The sequence below is a fragment of the Micromonospora sp. NPDC005367 genome (assembly GCF_040606825.1).
Classification (GTDB): Bacteria; Actinomycetota; Actinomycetes; order Mycobacteriales; family Micromonosporaceae; genus Micromonospora.
The window spans coordinates 1-16,649 of the sequence record NZ_JBEXFP010000063.1 but is presented as its reverse complement, the minus strand read 5'-3'; the positions used below and the strand labels follow the sequence as shown (position 1 = coordinate 16,649).

Below are 16,649 nucleotides of genomic sequence, written 5' to 3'. Positions count from 1 at the left end.
GCCCCCTGTCCGCCACCGGACACCCCCAGCCCGCCGCCAACACCCTGAGGGACCTCTTTCCCGGAAAGAGTGGCCTCCGCGCGCCGGATGGCCACTCTTTCCGCGAAAGCGCGGCCACGGGTGGGGGTCAGGGCCAGGTGAGGGGTGGGGCGGTGGGTGGGCGTTCACCCACCAGTTCGGCGAGGCGACGCAACCGCGTACGGCCGGTGATCAGGTAGGCCGGCCCGCCCGCCGCCGGATCGAGCAGTTCACCCGCGAGGCCGACCGCGGCGAGGGCTCGGCCGACCGGATCCCAACACTCCTCGTCGGCCGCGCCCAGGCGGAGCCGGCACCCCGGCGGGTCGACCTCTCCCGCGGCGGCCAGCCAGAGCCGCAGCCGCCGCCCGTTCAGATGGAACCCGGCCGGGGGCCGCTTCGCCGCCCCGTGCAGCCACGCCACCGCGAGGGGCTTGAGCGCCCGGGTGTACGAAGTGCGTACCGCGTGCCGCTCGTCCTCGGTCAGCTCCCAACTCGCCGCGATTCCGCGCTGGGCCAGTTCGGCGACCAGGACGTGCACCCGCCAGGGCGCGTCCACCACCATCGAGAGCCGGGCGGTGCCGCCCATCCGCCCGACCTCCCCGGGGCCGGCGAGCAGGCCGGCGAGGTCGGCCACGGTCGGCTCGACCGTCTCTGCGCCGAAGAAGACCAGTTGCCGCCCCGCCTCGTCGACGTTCACCGGCCGGGAGCGCCCCGACGCGCGGACGGTGCTCAGCCCCTCGGAGTCCGCGCCGGCCGCGCCGGCCCCCGGATCACCCGTACCGGCGCCGGAGTCGGCGGAGTCCTTCGGCGGACGCGGCACCCGGCGACGGCTCGGGCGCGGCGGCGCCGGTTCGGGCACCGGGAAGAGCGTCGGGGGCTGCTGCGTCCCCGACGGTTCGCCGAGCCCGTTCAGCGACACTCCGGCACCTCGTCGAAGGCCTGTCTCAACTCCTCGGAGCTGAGACGGCTCGTGTCCAGCGTGCTTGCGTCGTACTCCTTGTTGAGCGTCTCCACCGCGGCCCGCACGCCGTCGTAGAACACGGTGGGCTCGCCGGTGCTCAGCCCTTCGATGGTGTCCGCCGCGCGGCCGTACGCGTCCCGCATCTGCCCCAGCGCGCTCTGGAAGCCGGCGGAGATCTCCTCGCCGTGCTCGGCCTCCGGCACACCGGCCTCCTCGACCTGGCGCCGGGCCGTCTCGCTGGCGTTCTCGGCACCCGCGAAGAGGCGGACCAGGTTCTCCTTGGCCTGCGCGGGAGTGGTCTGCGCCGTCATCTGCTGGTCGGTGCTGCTGGTCAACCGGCTGATCTCCGACCGCCACGGGGCGAGCGCGGAACAGACCGAGGACGCCCAGGCCCGGGGACTTGGGCCGCCACCGCACCCGGCGACCACCAGGGCGAGCGTGGCCAGGACCACCGTGAGCTTTCCGGCGGCAGTCGCCCGGCACGTACGCATGCGTTGCAGCGTACGACCTTCGTCGACCGCAGGCACCGCTCAGGTTTGCGTGACCCCGGCCGGCGTTCGACGCCGACCGGGGTCACCCGGTGCGGTACGGGTCAGGCCGGAACCGTCTCCGGCCGCTGCTCGGCGCTGCCCGAACCGGTGCCGTCGCCGGCGTCCGAATCGGACATCGCCACGCCCTTGCGCTTGCTGATCAGTACGGCCACGACGACCACCAGCGACGCCACCAACGCGATGGTGATCCGCAGACCGGTGTTCTTGTCGTCACCGACGCTCCAGGCCACCACGGCCGGCGCGATCAGCAGCGAGACCAGGTTCATCACCTTGATCAGCGGGTTGATCGCCGGGCCGGCGGTGTCCTTGAACGGGTCGCCGACGGTGTCGCCGATGACGGTGGCCGCGTGCGACTCGGAACCCTTGCCGCCGTACGCACCGTCCTCGACCAGCTTCTTGGCGTTGTCCCAGGCACCACCGGAGTTGGACAGGAAGACCGCCATCAGGGTGCCCGCCCCGATCGCACCGGCCAGGTACGACGCCAGCGCGCCCGGGCCGAGGCCGAAGCCGACCGCGATCGGCGCCAGAATGGCGAGCAGGCCGGGCGTCATCAGCTCGCGCTGCGCGTCCCGGGTGCAGATGTCGACCACCTTGCCGTACTCGGGCCGCTGGGTGCGGTCCATGATGCCGGGCAGCTCACGGAACTGCCGGCGGACCTCCATGACGACCGCGCCGGCCGAGCGGGAGACCGCGTTGATGGCCAGCCCCGAGAAGAGGAAGACCACCGCCGCACCGATGATCAGGCCGACCAGGTTCCGCGGGTTCGCCACGTTCAGCGAGTTCAGGATCTCCGACCCGACGTCGCCCACCCCGGCGTCCGCGTACGCGGTGCGCAGCGTGTCGGTGTAGGAGCCGAAGAGTGCCGTCGCCGCGAGCACCGCGGTGGCGATCGCGATGCCCTTGGTGATCGCCTTGGTGGTGTTGCCGACGGCGTCCAGCTCGGTCAGCGTCCGCGCGCCGTGCTCGTCGATGTCGCCGGACATCTCCGCCACGCCCTGGGCGTTGTCGGAGATCGGCCCGAAGGTGTCCATCGCGACGATCACGCCGACCGTGGTGAGCAGACCGGTGCCGGCCAGCGCGACCGCGAAGAGGGAGAGCGTGATGGAGCTGCCGCCGAGCAGGAACGCGCCGAAGACGCCCGCGCCGATCAACAACGCCGAGTAGACCGCCGACTCCAGGCCGACGCTGATGCCGGCGAGGATGACGGTCGCCGCGCCGGTCTGCGAGCTCTTGCCGATGTCCTGCACCGGGCGCTTGTTGGTCTCGGTGAAGTAGCCGGTCAGCGCCTGGATCGCGGCGGCCAGCACGATACCGATGATCACCGCGCCGATGGCCACCAGCCGCGGGTTGCGGTCGACGTCGGTGAGCCCGCCCTCCAGCTCGGCGAAGGTCGCCGGCAGGTACGCGTACGCGGCGATCGCCACCAGCACCGCCGAGATCACCGCGGAGAGGTAGAAGGCCCGGTTGATCGCGGTCAGGCCGTTGCGGTCGGAGGTGCGCAGCCGGGTGATGAAGACACCGACGATCGCGACCAGCACGCCGATCGTGGAGATGATCAGCGGGAAGACCAGGCCGTCCTCGCCGAACGCGGCCCGGCCGAGGATCAGCGCGGCGACCAGGGTCACCGCGTACGACTCGAAGAGGTCGGCGGCCATGCCGGCGCAGTCGCCGACGTTGTCGCCCACGTTGTCGGCGATGGTCGCGGCGTTGCGCGGGTCGTCCTCGGGGATGCCCTGTTCGACCTTGCCGACCAGGTCGGCGCCGACGTCAGCAGCCTTGGTGAAGATGCCGCCGCCGACCCGCATGAACATGGCCAGCAGCGCGGCACCGAAGCCGAAGCCCTCCAGCACGGTCGGGGCGTCGCCGCGGAAGACGATGACGACCATCGCCGCACCGAAGAGGCCGAGGCCGACGGTGAGGAAGCCGACCACGCCGCCGGTCCGGAAGGCGATCTTCATGGCCGCCTCGCGGCCGCCCTGCCGTTCCCGGGCGGCTGCGGCGACCCGCAGGTTGGCGCGGGTGGCCAGCCACATGCCGGCGCCGCCGATGAACGCGCTGAAGAGCGCGCCCACCACGAAGAAGGCGGAACGGCCGATCTTCACCGCGGTCTCGCTGCCGTCGGTGTCGTGCACCGGCAGCAGGAACAGCAGTATGACGGCGACGACGACGAAGATCGCCAGGGTCCGGAACTGCCGGAGCAGGTACGCCGAGGCGCCCTCCTGGACCGCGCCGGAGATCTCCTGCATGTTGGTGGTGCCCTTGCCGGCCGCCAGAACCGCCTTGGTCAGGGCGGCGGCGAAAACGAGCGCCACCAACGCGATCACCGCGGCGATGACGACGTACGTGACATTGGCTCCGGTAAGGGAAAGCCCGCCGCCCTCGGCGGCCAAGGTCTCGGACATCTGTGTCCTCCTGTACCGAACACGCACCGGTCGGTGGAGACGCACCACCCGGCGCCTAATGCGGACTCGCAAGCGCGCGCCGACCCCACCCAACGGACCAGCGTTCAACACCCGTTCCCGCTGGCTGCGGGATGGATCACTTGCTGACAACCCGGGTACTGTAGCCCTCCGGGGTGTCCGAGGTCACACGCAGGGTCCACCCCATGTCGATGATCTTCGTCGCTGTGTTATGAGAGAGAATCTGATATAGGAGTCGATCCATGCCACACAGGCCGCGCCCGATGGGCACGGCCTGTGTGGACGGAAACGGTCAGCGGCCGACCGGCCAGACCATGCGCACCTCGGTGCCGACGCCCTCGTCGACCGGACGCACCTGCAGGTCCTCCACGAAACCGGCGAGCAGGGCGAAACCCACACCGGTGGTGAGCGCCTCGTCGGTGAGCGACTCGTTGGCCAACTCGTCCGGGGGCAGCGCGGCAAGACCGATACCCGCCTCGATCGGCGCCCGGTCGACCACCCGGACGGCGTACTGCCCGGAGTCGGACATCTCCACCAGCACCGGATCGTGCAGGCCGTACTGGCGGTGCAGGGCGACGGCCCGGGTGCACGCCTCACCGATGGCGAGACGTACCTCGTCGAGCAGGTCCTCGCGGACGCCGGCCCGGCGGGCGACCGCGACGCCGACCAGGCGAGCCGTGCGCACGTGCACCGGCGCCGGCGAGAAGGAGAGCCGAACCGTCGCCATCACGCGCCGGTACCCGTCGAGCCGGCGGCGATCGCCGCGTCGACCGTCGGGTGCAGCGGGAAGACCTGATCCAGCGCGGTGATGCGGAAGATCTTGAGCAGCGGTTCCTTGTCGCAGACCAGCGCGAAGCTGCCACCCGCCGCGCGCAGCCGCTTCAGCGCGCCGACCAGCACCCCCAGGCCGGTGGAGTCGAGGAAGTCCACCCGTCCGAGATCCACCACCACGTGCCGGGCACCGCCGTCGATCAGTTCCAGGAGCCGTTCGCGCAACCGGGGGGCGGTGTAGACGTCGACCTCACCGCCGACCTCGAGCACTGTGTGCTCCCCCACGGCCCGGGTCGCCAGCGACAGCTCCATCTGTCCTCCTCGCAAGAGCCGTAAACTCTCCTGGGCATCTAACCACTACCGCCGGAAGACGCGGTGGTCACCGGCGAAGCCTCCCCCATACCCTGGCCCCGGGCTTTTCATCTCCGAACACCAGTGCGAGAGTTTTCCCGTGACTTACGACAGCTTCACCTCGGCGCGGCTGACGTCGCACCAGGACGTGGAGCCGTCGACCGCCGCCAGGGTATCCGCAGCTCCTCCCGGACACGCGCCGGCCGACCTGCTGGCCCGGCTGCGCACCCGCGCCGACATCGACCCGGTCACCCACGTCGAGCGGGTACCGGCCCGGACGGGCGTGCCCGCTCCGTGGCCGCAGTGGGTCCCGGAGGAACTGCGGGCGGCGTTCGCCGGGCGCGGGGTGACCGCGCCCTGGCGGCATCAGGCCGAGGCGGCCGCCCTGGCGTACGACGGCCAGCATGTGGTCGTCGCCACCGGCACCGCGTCCGGAAAGTCCCTGGCGTACCAGATGCCGGCCCTCGCCACCCTGCTCGCGGACCCCCGGGCCACCGTGCTCTACCTGGCGCCGACCAAGGCCCTCGCCGCCGACCAGCTACGCGCCGTCGCCGAACTGGAACTCGACGGGGTACGCCCCGCCTGCTACGACGGGGACACCCCGCGCGCCGAGCGGGAGTGGATCCGGCGGCACTCCCGGTTCGTGCTGACCAACCCGGACATGCTGCACCACGGCATCCTCCCCGGCCATGCCCAGTGGTCAGGATTCCTGCGCCGGCTGACGTACGTCGTGATCGACGAGTGCCACACCTACCGGGGCGTGTTCGGCTCGCACGTCGCACACGTGCTGCGCCGGCTGCGGCGGCAGTGCGCCCGGTTCGGCAGTACGCCCGTGTTCGTACTCGCCTCCGCGACCTCCGGTGACCCGGCGACCGCGGCGGAACGACTCACCGGCCTGCCCGTGGCCGCCGTCACCGAGGACACGTCGCCCAGCGGCGGGGTAACCTTCGCGCTCTGGGAGCCGCCGCTGCTGCCCTCGGCCGACACGTCCTCCGACGCGGCGGACCTCGCACCCGTGCGCCGGTCCGCGCTGCGGGAGACCGCGGACCTGCTCGCCGACACGGTCGCCGCGGGCGTACGCACCCTCGCCTTCGTCCGCTCCCGCCGGGGCGCCGAGGTGGTGGCCGCGAACACCCGGCGGGCACTGGACGAGGCGGTACCCGGTCTGGGCGATCGGGTGGCCGCCTACCGCGGCGGCTACCTGCGCGAGGAGCGGCGGGAACTCGAGCGGGCGTTGCTGCACGGCGACCTGCTCGGGCTGGCCTCCACCAACGCGCTGGAGCTCGGCGTCGACCTGGTCGGCCTCGACGCGGTGCTGATCTGCGGCTACCCGGGCACCCGGGCCTCGCTCTGGCAGCAGGCCGGGCGGGCCGGGCGCTCCGGGCAGGAGGCGCTGGCCGTGCTGGTGGCCCGGGACGACCCGCTCGACACCTACCTCGTGCACCACCCGGAGGCGGTCTTCGGGCGGCCAGTCGAGGCGACCGTGCTCGACCCGGCCAACCCGTACGTCCTCGCGCCGCAGCTCGCGTGCGCCGCGGCCGAGGCCCCACTCACCCCGGCCGACCTGGTGTTGTTCGGCGACGGGGCGAAGGAGGCGGTCGACCAGCTCGTAGCGGCCGGCGCGCTGCGGCAACGCCCGACCGGCTGGTACTGGCGGCACCGGGAGCGGCCCGAGGTGGACCTGCGGGGCGAGGGCGGAGCGCCGGTGGTCGTGGTGGAGGCGGCCACGGGGCGGCTGCTCGGCACGGTGGATGGTGGTTCGTCACACTTCCTGCTCCACCCCGGCGCGGTCTACCTGCATCAGGGCGTCTCGTATGTGGTGGACGAGTTGGACCTGGCCGACGGGTGTGCGCTCGTCCACACCGAGGAACCCGACTGGTCGACCCACGCCCGCGACGTCACCGACGTCTCCGTCGTGTCGGTGCGTTCGTACGTGGACGCCGGGCCGGTCGGGATGTTCCTCGGCGAGGTGGACGTGACCAGCCAGGTGGTGTCGTACCAGCGGCGGCGGATCGCCACCGGCGAGGTGATCGACACCCGGCCGCTGGACCTGCCGGCCCGCGAGCTGCGTACGGTCGCGGTCTGGTTCACGCTCTCGCCGGAGTCGCTGGCCGCGGCCGGCGTCGAGCCGTCGGACGTGCCGGGGGGACTGCACGCCGCCGAACACGCGGCGATCGGTCTACTGCCGCTCATCGCCACCTGCGACCGCTGGGACATCGGTGGGCTCTCCACCGCTCTGCACCCGGACACCGAGGCGCCCACCGTGTTCGTGTACGACGGGCACCCGGGCGGGGCTGGTTTCGCCGAGCGGGCGTACGGCACGGCCGCGACCTGGCTGCGCGCCACCCGCGACGCGATCGCCGAGTGCGCCTGCGAATCCGGGTGCCCGTCCTGCGTGCAGTCGCCCAAGTGCGGCAACGGCAACAACCCGCTCTCGAAGGCGGACGCCGTCCGGGTGCTGGACGTGGTGCTGGCCAACCTGCCGTCCTGATCGCGGCACCGGCCTTCACCGGACGTGCCGGCGCGGCCCGGGCACGGGCCCCGACCGGACGTACCGGCGCGGGCCCCCACCGGTCGTGGGTAGAGCCGGGCCGATGCTGGGGCGCTGTGGTGTGCGACACTCCGGCGACCCTTATCGAGGAGAACACAATGCAGCCCGACATGTTGCAGGCACAGCAGCGTTTCCACATCCGCCAGCGGGTGCGGCTGATGGTCAACCAGTACGAGGTCCTCGCGGTGGCGCCGGACGGTTCGGAGGGGCAGCTGCTGGCCTTCGCGCAGCAGAAGCGCCTCGCCTTCAAGGAGCAGGTCACCCTCTACACGGACGACTCGAAGCAGCAGCCCGTTCTCGGCTTCAAGGCCCGCCAGGCCCTCGACCTCGGTGCCACGTACGACGTCACCGACGCGGCCGGCAACCCGGTCGGCCTGTTCCGCAAGAACTTCGCGCAGTCCCTGCTGCGTTCCACGTGGCACGTGGAGCAGGCCGGCCTGCCGGAGGTCACCGGGCAGGAGCGCAGCCTGCCGGTGGCGTTGCTGCGGCGCTTCGTCGACTCGCTCTCCTGGCTGCCGTACCACTTCGACTTCACCGCCGGCGGTCAGCCCGTCTTCTCCGTGGTGAAGAAGTGGGGCCTGCGCGACCGGTACGTGGTCGAGATCCAGCACCCGCAGATCGACCGCCGGCTGGTCATCGCGATGGCCGTCGCCCTGGACGCTCTTCAGGCCCGCTGACGCCGGTCCCGCCTCGGTGCCGCCGCTCCCGCACGGCGTTGCGGGGCGCCCGCCGTCCGGCCGCTCGGACCAGCCTGGCTCCCGCTACCCGAACGGGTCCACCCGCGATCGGCGCGGCGGTCACCGGAAGGTGCGGTCTCGCCATTGGCTGGTCCGGGTGCGGACCCGGTCGGCCTCGGCGGCGTTCTTGACGTGCCCCAACCAGAACACGCTCGGGTCGGCGGGCACCGAACCGTCAGTGACCATCCGGGCGACGGCGGGCAGGCCCGTGGGTTCGGCGAACGAACTCAGTCGCGCGGCGACCGCCCCGCCCCGGCCGGTGCCTGTGGGATAGACCTGGAGGGCGGTGACGTGTGACCAGGGCAGCAGTGGGCCCCGTCCGGCGAACAGGGTGACGCCGTGTGGGCAGAGATCGGCGGCGTACCGCCCCGATCGGCGGGGGGTACCAGGTTGGGGCTGTTTCCCATTTCCAGGCGGCCGCCTCGTCCGGTTGACGGCCAGCCACAGGGTGAAGGCCAGCATCACCAGAATCCAGGCCGCGACGCCCAATCGTACAGAGACCGCCAGCGCGTCCTCGCTCGAGAGGTTCCAGCGGACTCCCGCCCAGAGGACCACCGCGATGCCGACCGTGGTCAGCAGCAGCACCAGCCATCGCCCCGGACCGAGCGGGCGGTGATCACGCAGGCCGATCGACGCGTCGCATTCGTGCATGCCACACCCCCGTTCATCGACGATCGTAGCCGGTGTGATCGCGCTGGTATATGTCTCGGTTGCCATGAGTCACATCGGGCATCAGCTCCGCAGTGGGCCGGCGCGCGCGGTGGCCGTGGCGACCCGGGTCAGGCCGGGCAGCAGGTCGACACCGACCTCGGCGGTGACCACCACGTCCAGACCGTCGAGCCGGCAGCCCAGTAGTCGCCCGCCGTTGCGCTCCGTGATCTCGGCCGCCGCTGAACAGGCCGCTCCCGCATCGACAGGCGCTCGCCCGGCACCGGCCAGCGCACCGAGGTCCGCCGCCACCGCTGCCTGCTGGCGTGCCGCCCGGGCGGCGCCCACCGCCGCGCCGAACATCCCGACCAGCACGAAGACCAGGCCGACGGCGAGCAGGCAAACGCTCGCGCCTCCCCGGTCACGGTCCGACGTCATGCCCATTGGCGGTTGTCGGCCCGGACCCGCCCCCGCCGCCCTCGTCGCGGCCGTTCGGTGCGGCGCTCGCCGCCGGTGGACGCCCGTGCCCGCGGGCCGCTTCGCGCCACTCACGACGGCGCCGCCGCGGCCGCACCGGGCTCGACGGCGGCGACAGCGGTCGCGGTCACGGTGATCCGGGGCAGTCGAGCGCCGAGTGCGCGGACGGGTGCCCGTACGGTCACCTGCACCCGCCCGTCGCCGGTCGACAGGGTGATCTCCGATCCGGCCGGCGCGGCTCGGGCACCCGCTGCGGGTCCGTCCTCGCCGCGGGAAGCAGCCAACGCCGCCTCCCGCGCCGCGTGCAGGCAGCCCGCCCGGGTGCTCACCGCGTTGACGGCTGTCAGCCCGGCGAGCAGGAGCAGCAGCAGCGCCGGCAGGCCGGCCGCCAGTTCGGCGGTGAATGAACCCCGGTCACGGCCGGCCAGCCGGCGCCGGATCACTTGAGCGCCCGGTCGATGACGGCCGTCAACGCGGACTGGACGTTCCCGGACGTCAGCACCTTCAGCAGGATGCCCGCGAAGGCGACCGCCGCGAGTGTGCCGACGGCGTACTCGGCGGTGTTCATCCCCGCGTCCCCGCGCAGGCGGGCGAGCAGTTTGCGCACGTTCCGTACCCCTTCCTCGATGGTTCTCAGAGCACGTCGCCCAGGACGGCGACGATCACCGGCACCAGGCCGGCGAGAATGAAGGCCGGCAGGAAGCAGAGCCCCAGCGGAAGCACGATGAGTACGCCCGCCCGGCGGGCCGACGCCTCGGCCGCGGTGGCCCGGTCGGCGCGCAGGTCGTCGGCGAGCCGGGTCAACGCGCCGGCCAACGCGGCTCCGCTGTTCGACGACCGGTACGCGGCGGCCGCCACCCGCTCCGCCCCCGGCACCCCGTGCAGGGCCGACCACGCCTCCTCCGGGCCACCGCCGAGCAGCAGCGTCCGGCCGACCCGCCCGAGTCGGACCGCGAGCGGGCCGTCCAACGCCTCGGCGACCGCCAGGACCGACCTGTCCACGGGCGCGCCCGCCCGCATGGCCGCGGCCAGCAGATCCGCGGCCAGTGGCAGGTCGGCGGCTTCCCGGAGCCGACGGTCACGGGCTGCGGGCGGTTCGATCCGCCGTAGCAGCCGGTCCAGCAGGACTGCGGTCGGCACCGCGCCGAGCAGTCCGAGCCAGCCACCGGCTACCACTGCCACCGCCACCCCGCCCAGCGCCGAGGCCAGCCGGATCATGTCGGGGCGCCGGCCGGTCCGGCCAGGTCCGTCACCGTCACCGGGCGGGCAACCCGCGCCCGACGGGACGTCGTCGTCGTGGCTCCGCACCGGCCGCCCGAGCCCGAACCACCACCGGCTGGCGGCCGACTCCTCGCCGGCAGGCGCCGGCCCGGGAGGGCGTGAGTTCCGGAGCGACCGCAGCCGGTGCACCGGCCGGCGACCGCCCGTCGCCGCGAGCAGCAGGGCCGCCGCGACCAGGCAACCGGCGGCCAGGACGGCCCGGGACATCAGGCGGCCCGAGCCGGTGCGGCGCTGAGGCGGTCGGCCCAGAACAGCCCACCGGCCTGCAGCCCGACGGCGAGCACGGTGCAGACGGCCCCGACCGGCGTGTGCAGGAGCACGTGGACCGGATCGACCCCGATGCCGTACCCGAGCCCGATACCGCCGAGTGGGAGACCTGCCAGCAGCCAGGCGGTGGCCCGGGCACCCGCCGCCTGCGCGGCTGCGGCGGCCAGCCCCCGGTCGACCGACCGGGCGTCTGACTCGATCCGCTCCACCAGGTCGGCCAGTGGCGCGCCGGTGCGGTCGGCGAGCCGTACGGCAGCGGACGCGAGCCGGTGGAGCCGATCCGATTCGTCCGGCTGCTCCTGCGGATCGGTCAGCGTCGGCACCGGAAGCCCGGCCCGCAGGTCCGCGGCGAACCCGCAGAGCTGGTCCAGTCGATGGCGTCGATCCTGCTCGACCTGCCGCGTCGACTTCCAGCGGATCGCCGCGCGGACCCCCAACATGACGTACGTCGCGAGCGCCACGGACGCGACCGGGCCGCCGAGCAGCGCGCCAAGACCGACGCCGGCCAACCCGGCGAGGAGAAGGGTGCGCCTCGGCGCCCGGCTCAGCGCGAACCCCCATCCTCCGGGACCGTTGTTCGTCGGCGGGGCGGCGACCGGCCCGCGCTGGATCGTGACGCTCGGGACCGGCGTCCCACCCAGCCCGGCCGGGGCCCTGCCGTCCCGCCGGCCGGGCGGACCGGACGGTCCGGGTGCTCGCCCCGGCCAGGGCCTTCGCCCGGTCGGCCCGGGCGCTCCCGCGGCGACGTCCCGGCTGACCGACCATCCCGCGCCGGCGTCAACGGAGGCTGCGCCGTCTGTCGGCTGCCTCCGCAGGACGCCCACCGGCTGCGGTCGTTCCGGCGCGGCGGCGGGCGCCTGCCCGATCGACGAGCCTCGGCTCGACCAGGCCGGAAAAGTGCCGCCGGGCTCCGCCGAGGCGTCGGCGGGTCGGACGTCGGGCGATCCGGGAGGATCGTCGAGAGGCCGCCTCAGTTCGGTGACCCAGGCGATGAGAGCCTCGTCGGCCGACCGGCGGCGGGAACGGCCCGAGCCGCCGACCGCCGTCATCACCGCGCGGCGGCGGGCCCGGGCGCTACGCAGCGGCCAGCCGACCAGCACGGCCGCCACCAGCAGCAGCACCGCCGCCGTCGTCGTCGTCGTCGACCAGGCTGCCGGGCTCATGCCGGCCCCGCCGATCCGGGCCAGGGCTCGCTGAGAATCGGCGGCACTGGTACGTCCCGTTCCCGCAGCAGCGTGGCGAGCGCCCGGGCGGCCGGACGGGAGCCACGCCCGCGTACCCAGGCAGGCACCACCGTGACCAACCGGTCCGGGCCTTCCGGCAGCAGCAGACAGACGGATTCCAGCACCCGCCCTCGATCGCTCCGGCGTACCTGCAACAGCACCTGCAGCGCGGCGGCGACCTGCGCGTGCAGCGCGGCACGTGGCAGCCCACCGAGCATCCCCAGCGCCTCCAGCCGGGCCGGTACGTCGGTCGGGGTGTTCGCGTGCAGCGTCCCGGCGCCGCCGTCGTGGCCGGTGTTCAGGGCGGCGAGCAGGTCCACCACCTCACCGCCCCGGCACTCCCCGACGACCAGCCGGTCGGGTCGCATCCGCAGGGCCTGACGGACCAGGTCGGCCAGCCCGACCACACCCGAGCCCTCCACATTGGCGGTGCGGGCCTGCAGCCCCACCACGTGCGGATGCCGTGGCCGCAACTCGGCGGCGTCCTCCACCAGCACGATCCGCTCGGTCGCCGGTACGAGTCCGAGCAACGTGTTGAGCAGCGTCGTCTTGCCCGACCCCGTGCCGCCGGTCACCAGGTAGGCCAGCCGGGCCGCCACCACGGCGGAGAGCACCGGTGCGACCGACCGGGGCACCGTGCCGTGCTGCACCAGTTCGTCGAGGGTGAACGGCCGCTGCCGGAAGGTGCGCAGCGACAGGTACGGGCCGTCCGTCGCCACCGGCGGCAGTACGGCGTGCAGCCGGGTGCCGTCGGCGAGGCGGGCGTCCGCGTACGGGGATCCGTCGTCCAGCCGCCGGCCGGCGCTCGCGGTGAGCCGCTGCGCCAACCGGCGTACGTCGTCGACCGACCCGAGCGGCACCGCCGCCAGGTGCAGACCCTGCCCCCGATCGACCCAGACCCGGACGCCGTTGACCAGCACGTCGGTCACCTCCGGGTCGGCCAGCAACGGAGCGAGCGGACCGGCGCCGACCAGCTCGTCGCGCACCCGGTCGGCCATCCGCAGCACAGCGGTGTCGCCGAGGACCGCGGCGGTGGACTCGGCGCGTACGGCGGAGACGATCGCGGCCGGGGTGACCGGAGTCGCGGACGAGGCCATCCGCTGCCGTATCCGGGCGGGAAGGCCGTCGTCCGACGGGCCGGTCATGCCGCACCGGCCGCGGGTGCGCCGGTGAGCTCGGCGACGATCCGCTGGCAGAGCGCGGCCAGTGGGCCGCGCCCCGTGGCGGCCGGCGCCTCCCCACGTTCGAGCCCCCGCACGATCGCCGGCTCAGGGCGGAGCGTGCCGGCCAGTGGCAGCCCGAGTGCCCGTGCCACCTCGTCGGCCCGGAGCCGACCCGGGGCCGGCCCCCGCACGATGACGGCGAGGTCGGTGCAGTGCAGGGCGGCGGCCGCCGCGACCCGGGCCGCCGCCGCGATGGCACGTAGCTCCGCCGGGACGACCAGGTAGGCCCGGTCGGCGGCCTGCAACGCGGTGACAGCGGCGTCGTCGAGCTGCCTGGGCAGGTCGACGGCCACGAAGTCGCGTCCGCGCCGGGCGGCGTCGAGGGTGGCCGCCATCGCCGGGGCCGGCAGTGAAAGCAACTCGCCCCGATCCCAGGAGAGCACCACGAGGTCGCCCCGATGGGGCAGGGCCCGGACCAGCGCGGGAGCGTCGACCCGGCCGTCGGCGTCGGTGAGCGACGGCCAACGGAGCCCGTCCAGCTGCTCCCAGCCGAGGATCAGGTCGAGCCCACCGCCGAGCGGATCGGCGTCCACGAGCAGGGTCCGCAGGCGGCTCCTGGCCGCGGTGACCGCGAGCCCGCCGGCCAGGATGCTCGCCCCGGCGCCGCCCCGCCCGCCGAGCACCGCGACGATCCGGGCGGCAGCCAGCGGCCGGTCGGCGCCGTGTTCGGCGAAACGGTCCACCAGCCACGGCTCGGCCGCCGGCAGGGTGGCGACGTGCTCGGCGCCGATCAGCTCGGCGACCTGCCAGCCGGGGTCGAGTTCGCCGGAGCGGCCCACCAGGACCAGGCGGGGGCGCTGCGGCAGCCGGGCCCGCAGACAGGGCTGTGCCTGGTCGACGCCGACCAGCACGAGTGGTGCGGGCAGCCAGCGGGTGCGTGCGGCCGCCGGATCGGGTGCGAGTTCCAGCTCGGCACCGCCGGCGGCGGCGAGCCGGAGCAGGTCGTCGAGGAGTTCGCCGTCGCCGGTGACGACCAGCGGGCGTCGGCCGGGCGACGGGACGGAGGTACGGGGTGGCATCGCGGCCTCCAGCGGTCAGGACTCGAAGTGCTGTCCGAGACCCTGCTCCCGATCCGCACCGCTGACCGCCCCACGGCGGTCACCTGTGGACAACCAGGCCGCCTGTGGACAATGTCCGCGCCAGCAATGGATCTGCTATGTGGTGCCGTGCCGGTACCGACGACTCCGGCGGCCGAAAGCGATGGCCAACGGATGCCCGGGCCACTCGCGGCCCGAGCTGGTGCGGATCGCCGAAGGCGTGGACTGGTTGCGCTGACGGCCACGGGCAGCCGTACCCGACATTCAATCGTTATCCACGACTTGCTGACTATGAGCCTTGATGGCGTGACGATTCTCGCCAAGTGTCGGGGACCCCGGTCGACGAGTACGAGGGCTCAGGCACCAGGCCGGTGTGGCTGCCGAGGATCGGGGACCATGGCTACGCATTTCCGACCGGTACTGTCCGGCGCACAACCAACCCTGCTCGGCAGCCTGCTCCTAGCGGTGGCGACGGTCGGCACCTGGCTCGCCTGGCTGGGCTGGAACACCGGCTACCAGATCGACCCGGAGACCGGCGCGGTCAGCGGTCCGTACGCGGTGTGGCAGGTGGCCGGGTCCGTGCTCACGCTTGCCGTGATCGCCGCCGCCGGTGGCTGGTGGCTCAGCCCCTGGCTGGTCGCGCCGGTGATGGCGGTCGCGTTCACAGTTCCCTGGGCTGTGCAGGCCGCGTCGACCGATGGCAGCGGGCTGTGGGCGGTAGGCGCGACGTTGGTGCTGACAGGCACGGCTGCCGGCAGCGGGGTGGTCAGCCTGGGTACCCACCTGCTCCGCAGGCGCCTGACCGGCTCGTGACCCGGCACCGCAGCAGTACACACCCTCACACCACTCCTGCCGCGAGTGCCGCTGCGGGCCTTCTATAGATGTCGAACTCCGCCGCCCCTCTCGTCGGCGGAGCCGCCTTGAAGACGCGATCGCTGCCACGGCCAGTGCTGAGCCAGGTCGGTCGGATCGTCGCCCGACGACACCGCGAACACGTGCTCGATACCGGGCGATCTGGCCCTACTGGGAAGGCGTCGGGTGGTCGGCGGAATCCACCACCGAGCGGGAGTCGGTCGCCTGCGTGGCGGCGAACGCGGTCGGCGGGATGCGGTTCCACGACCTGCGGCATGCCTACGCCACCTGGCTGGTCACCGACGGCGTCCCGATCAAGCTCGCGCGGCGGGTCATGGGCCACGAGCAGGCGTCAACGACGCTCAACCGTCACACACCCCCCGGACGACTACGCCACCCGGGTCCTGAATGCCTTCACGCTGCCTGCTGACGATTTGCTGGCTCCGGCCGGGGAAACACCCTCGGCGGCCTCCCTCGACGAGGATGAGGGGGGCTGTGACCTGGGCCGCAGTGCTCGATGCGCAAAGGGACGACCCCCGTCGGGGGATGCGGTCTCAGACTGTCGTCTGCTGCCGAGTAGTAACGGCTCGCGTCAATGAGCAGGAGCCGGACCTCGTTCCCTGCCGTCCGGGTCCGGCCCTCGTCAATGCTGGCGCTGCCTTCTTGCTGCCTCGCTGCTGCCCGACGTCTCGCTTACAAGCTCTGTGCATCGTGTCCGCAAGCGTCCGGGAATAGCTGCACGCTCGGAGCTTCGTCCATGCCAGTGCTCGTCAGTGTGCTGCCGTCCAGCGCGGTTGCTGTCGGCGTTGCTGTCGACAGCCATTCCACCGGCGACCCGGCCGACCCCCGCTGGCTGACGTCTCCATCGTCGGTTGGCATCGCACGAGCAAGCGGGCAAGATCGGCCCTGGCTTACGAAGAAGGCTTTCTCCGCTGCGAGGTGGTCGCATGGGTCAGCCAGGATTTCCCGGGCTGGGTGCGCGTCCGCTTGGTCGACGCGGACGGCAAGTCGTGGTTCTTCGTCGACAAGGTCCCCGTCTTCACCGGCGGTCAGTTAAGCGCCGACACTCCTCTGCCAGCACCACTTCATGTGCGATGCGGCATCGTCGGACGTGACGACGACCGCGCCCTAAGGGATGTCTCGTAACCCGGTGTCTGTCCGGTGAGGACGATCATCGAGGATGCGGGGGTGCAGGTGATCACCGCGAAGCACCCGGAGTGGATTTTCCCGTTCACCGGTCTGACGCCCGCCCAGTTCCGCAAGCTGGTCCGCCTGGTCGCC

17 protein-coding genes and 1 pseudogene are annotated in these 16,649 nt (G+C 73.0%); 5 read left to right on the top strand and 13 right to left on the bottom strand.

What is annotated here, in order from left to right; all coding sequences use genetic code 11:
• Positions 1-127 precede the first annotated feature (127 nt).
• From ABZS42_RS28990 to ABZS42_RS28970, 5 genes are all read right to left on the bottom strand, one after another.
• Positions 128-937: a hypothetical protein gene (locus ABZS42_RS28990; protein ID WP_355150617.1), complete on the bottom strand. Its 810-nt coding sequence runs from the start codon at positions 935-937 to the stop codon at positions 128-130.
• Positions 928-1,470 carry a hypothetical protein gene (locus ABZS42_RS28985; protein WP_355150615.1) on the bottom strand — a complete coding sequence of 181 codons (543 nt, stop codon included), beginning with the start codon at positions 1,468-1,470 and terminating at the stop codon, positions 928-930. The genes ABZS42_RS28990 and ABZS42_RS28985 overlap by 10 nt, the downstream gene beginning before the upstream one ends.
• Positions 1,471-1,571: 101 nt before the next feature.
• A complete protein-coding gene (locus ABZS42_RS28980; RefSeq protein ID WP_355150613.1) occupies positions 1,572-3,932 on the bottom strand; it encodes a sodium-translocating pyrophosphatase in 2,361 nt (786 codons plus the stop codon).
• A 310-nt stretch (positions 3,933-4,242) separates the two neighbouring features.
• Positions 4,243-4,680 (bottom strand): ATP-binding protein, encoded by a 438-nt coding sequence (locus tag ABZS42_RS28975; protein ID WP_355150611.1) that lies wholly within the window; start codon positions 4,678-4,680, stop codon positions 4,243-4,245.
• Complete coding sequence (locus ABZS42_RS28970) at positions 4,677-5,033, bottom strand: STAS domain-containing protein (RefSeq protein WP_355150609.1); 357 nt, start codon at positions 5,031-5,033, stop codon at positions 4,677-4,679. The genes ABZS42_RS28975 and ABZS42_RS28970 overlap by 4 nt, the downstream gene beginning before the upstream one ends.
• A 187-nt stretch (positions 5,034-5,220) precedes the next feature.
• Between ABZS42_RS28970 and ABZS42_RS28965 the strand changes: the two genes are divergently transcribed.
• Both ABZS42_RS28965 and ABZS42_RS28960 read left to right on the top strand, forming a co-directional pair.
• Positions 5,221-7,563 carry a DEAD/DEAH box helicase gene (locus ABZS42_RS28965; RefSeq protein ID WP_355150649.1) on the top strand — a complete coding sequence of 781 codons (2,343 nt, stop codon included), beginning with the start codon at positions 5,221-5,223 and terminating at the stop codon, positions 7,561-7,563.
• Between the two features lie 158 nt (positions 7,564-7,721).
• Complete coding sequence (locus ABZS42_RS28960) at positions 7,722-8,300, top strand: hypothetical protein (protein ID WP_355150607.1); 579 nt, start codon at positions 7,722-7,724, stop codon at positions 8,298-8,300.
• 120 nt (positions 8,301-8,420) lie between these two features.
• On the opposite strand, the gene ABZS42_RS28955 is transcribed toward ABZS42_RS28960, so the two are convergent.
• The 8 genes from ABZS42_RS28955 to ssd all read right to left on the bottom strand — a co-directional run bounded on the left by ABZS42_RS28955 (position 8,421) and on the right by ssd (position 14,498).
• Complete coding sequence (locus ABZS42_RS28955; RefSeq protein WP_355150605.1) at positions 8,421-9,011, bottom strand: hypothetical protein; 591 nt, start codon at positions 9,009-9,011, stop codon at positions 8,421-8,423.
• Positions 9,012-9,092: 81 nt separating this feature from the next.
• A complete protein-coding gene (locus tag ABZS42_RS28950) occupies positions 9,093-9,446 on the bottom strand; it encodes an Rv3654c family TadE-like protein (RefSeq protein ID WP_355150603.1) in 354 nt (117 codons plus the stop codon).
• A gap of 110 nt (positions 9,447-9,556) precedes the next feature.
• The gene (locus ABZS42_RS28945) at positions 9,557-9,925 is read right to left on the bottom strand and encodes a TadE family type IV pilus minor pilin (protein WP_355150647.1); all 369 of its coding nucleotides are present in this window, start codon (positions 9,923-9,925) and stop codon (positions 9,557-9,559) included.
• Entirely contained in the window at positions 9,925-10,092 is a 168-nt protein-coding gene (locus tag ABZS42_RS28940) for a DUF4244 domain-containing protein (RefSeq protein ID WP_076470820.1), read from the bottom strand. Before ABZS42_RS28940 ends, ABZS42_RS28945 begins: the two co-directional genes overlap by 1 nt.
• 26 nt (positions 10,093-10,118) lie before the next feature.
• On the bottom strand, positions 10,119-10,973 hold the full coding sequence (locus ABZS42_RS28935) for a type II secretion system F family protein (protein WP_355150601.1): 855 nt from the start codon (positions 10,971-10,973) through the stop codon (positions 10,119-10,121).
• Positions 10,973-12,196, bottom strand: a complete 1,224-nt coding sequence (locus ABZS42_RS28930) for a hypothetical protein (RefSeq protein ID WP_355150599.1) — start codon at positions 12,194-12,196, stop codon at positions 10,973-10,975. Before ABZS42_RS28930 ends, ABZS42_RS28935 begins: the two co-directional genes overlap by 1 nt.
• The gene (locus ABZS42_RS28925) at positions 12,193-13,401 is read right to left on the bottom strand and encodes a TadA family conjugal transfer-associated ATPase (protein WP_355150597.1); all 1,209 of its coding nucleotides are present in this window, start codon (positions 13,399-13,401) and stop codon (positions 12,193-12,195) included. The genes ABZS42_RS28930 and ABZS42_RS28925 overlap by 4 nt, the downstream gene beginning before the upstream one ends.
• Entirely contained in the window at positions 13,398-14,498 is a 1,101-nt protein-coding gene (gene ssd, locus ABZS42_RS28920) for a septum site-determining protein Ssd (RefSeq protein WP_355150595.1), read from the bottom strand. The genes ABZS42_RS28925 and ssd overlap by 4 nt, the downstream gene beginning before the upstream one ends.
• A gap of 414 nt (positions 14,499-14,912) precedes the next feature.
• On the opposite strand from ssd, the gene ABZS42_RS28915 reads away from it, so the two are divergent.
• The 3 genes and pseudogenes from ABZS42_RS28915 to ABZS42_RS28905 form a co-directional block, all read left to right on the top strand.
• Positions 14,913-15,329 (top strand): hypothetical protein, encoded by a 417-nt coding sequence (locus ABZS42_RS28915; RefSeq protein WP_355150593.1) that lies wholly within the window; start codon positions 14,913-14,915, stop codon positions 15,327-15,329.
• Positions 15,330-15,621: 292 nt separating this feature from the next.
• Positions 15,622-15,798 carry a tyrosine-type recombinase/integrase gene (locus ABZS42_RS28910; RefSeq protein WP_355150645.1) on the top strand — a complete coding sequence of 59 codons (177 nt, stop codon included), beginning with the start codon at positions 15,622-15,624 and terminating at the stop codon, positions 15,796-15,798.
• 758 nt (positions 15,799-16,556) lie between these two features.
• Positions 16,557-16,649: pseudogene (locus ABZS42_RS28905) on the top strand (IS5/IS1182 family transposase); the annotation flags it as partial.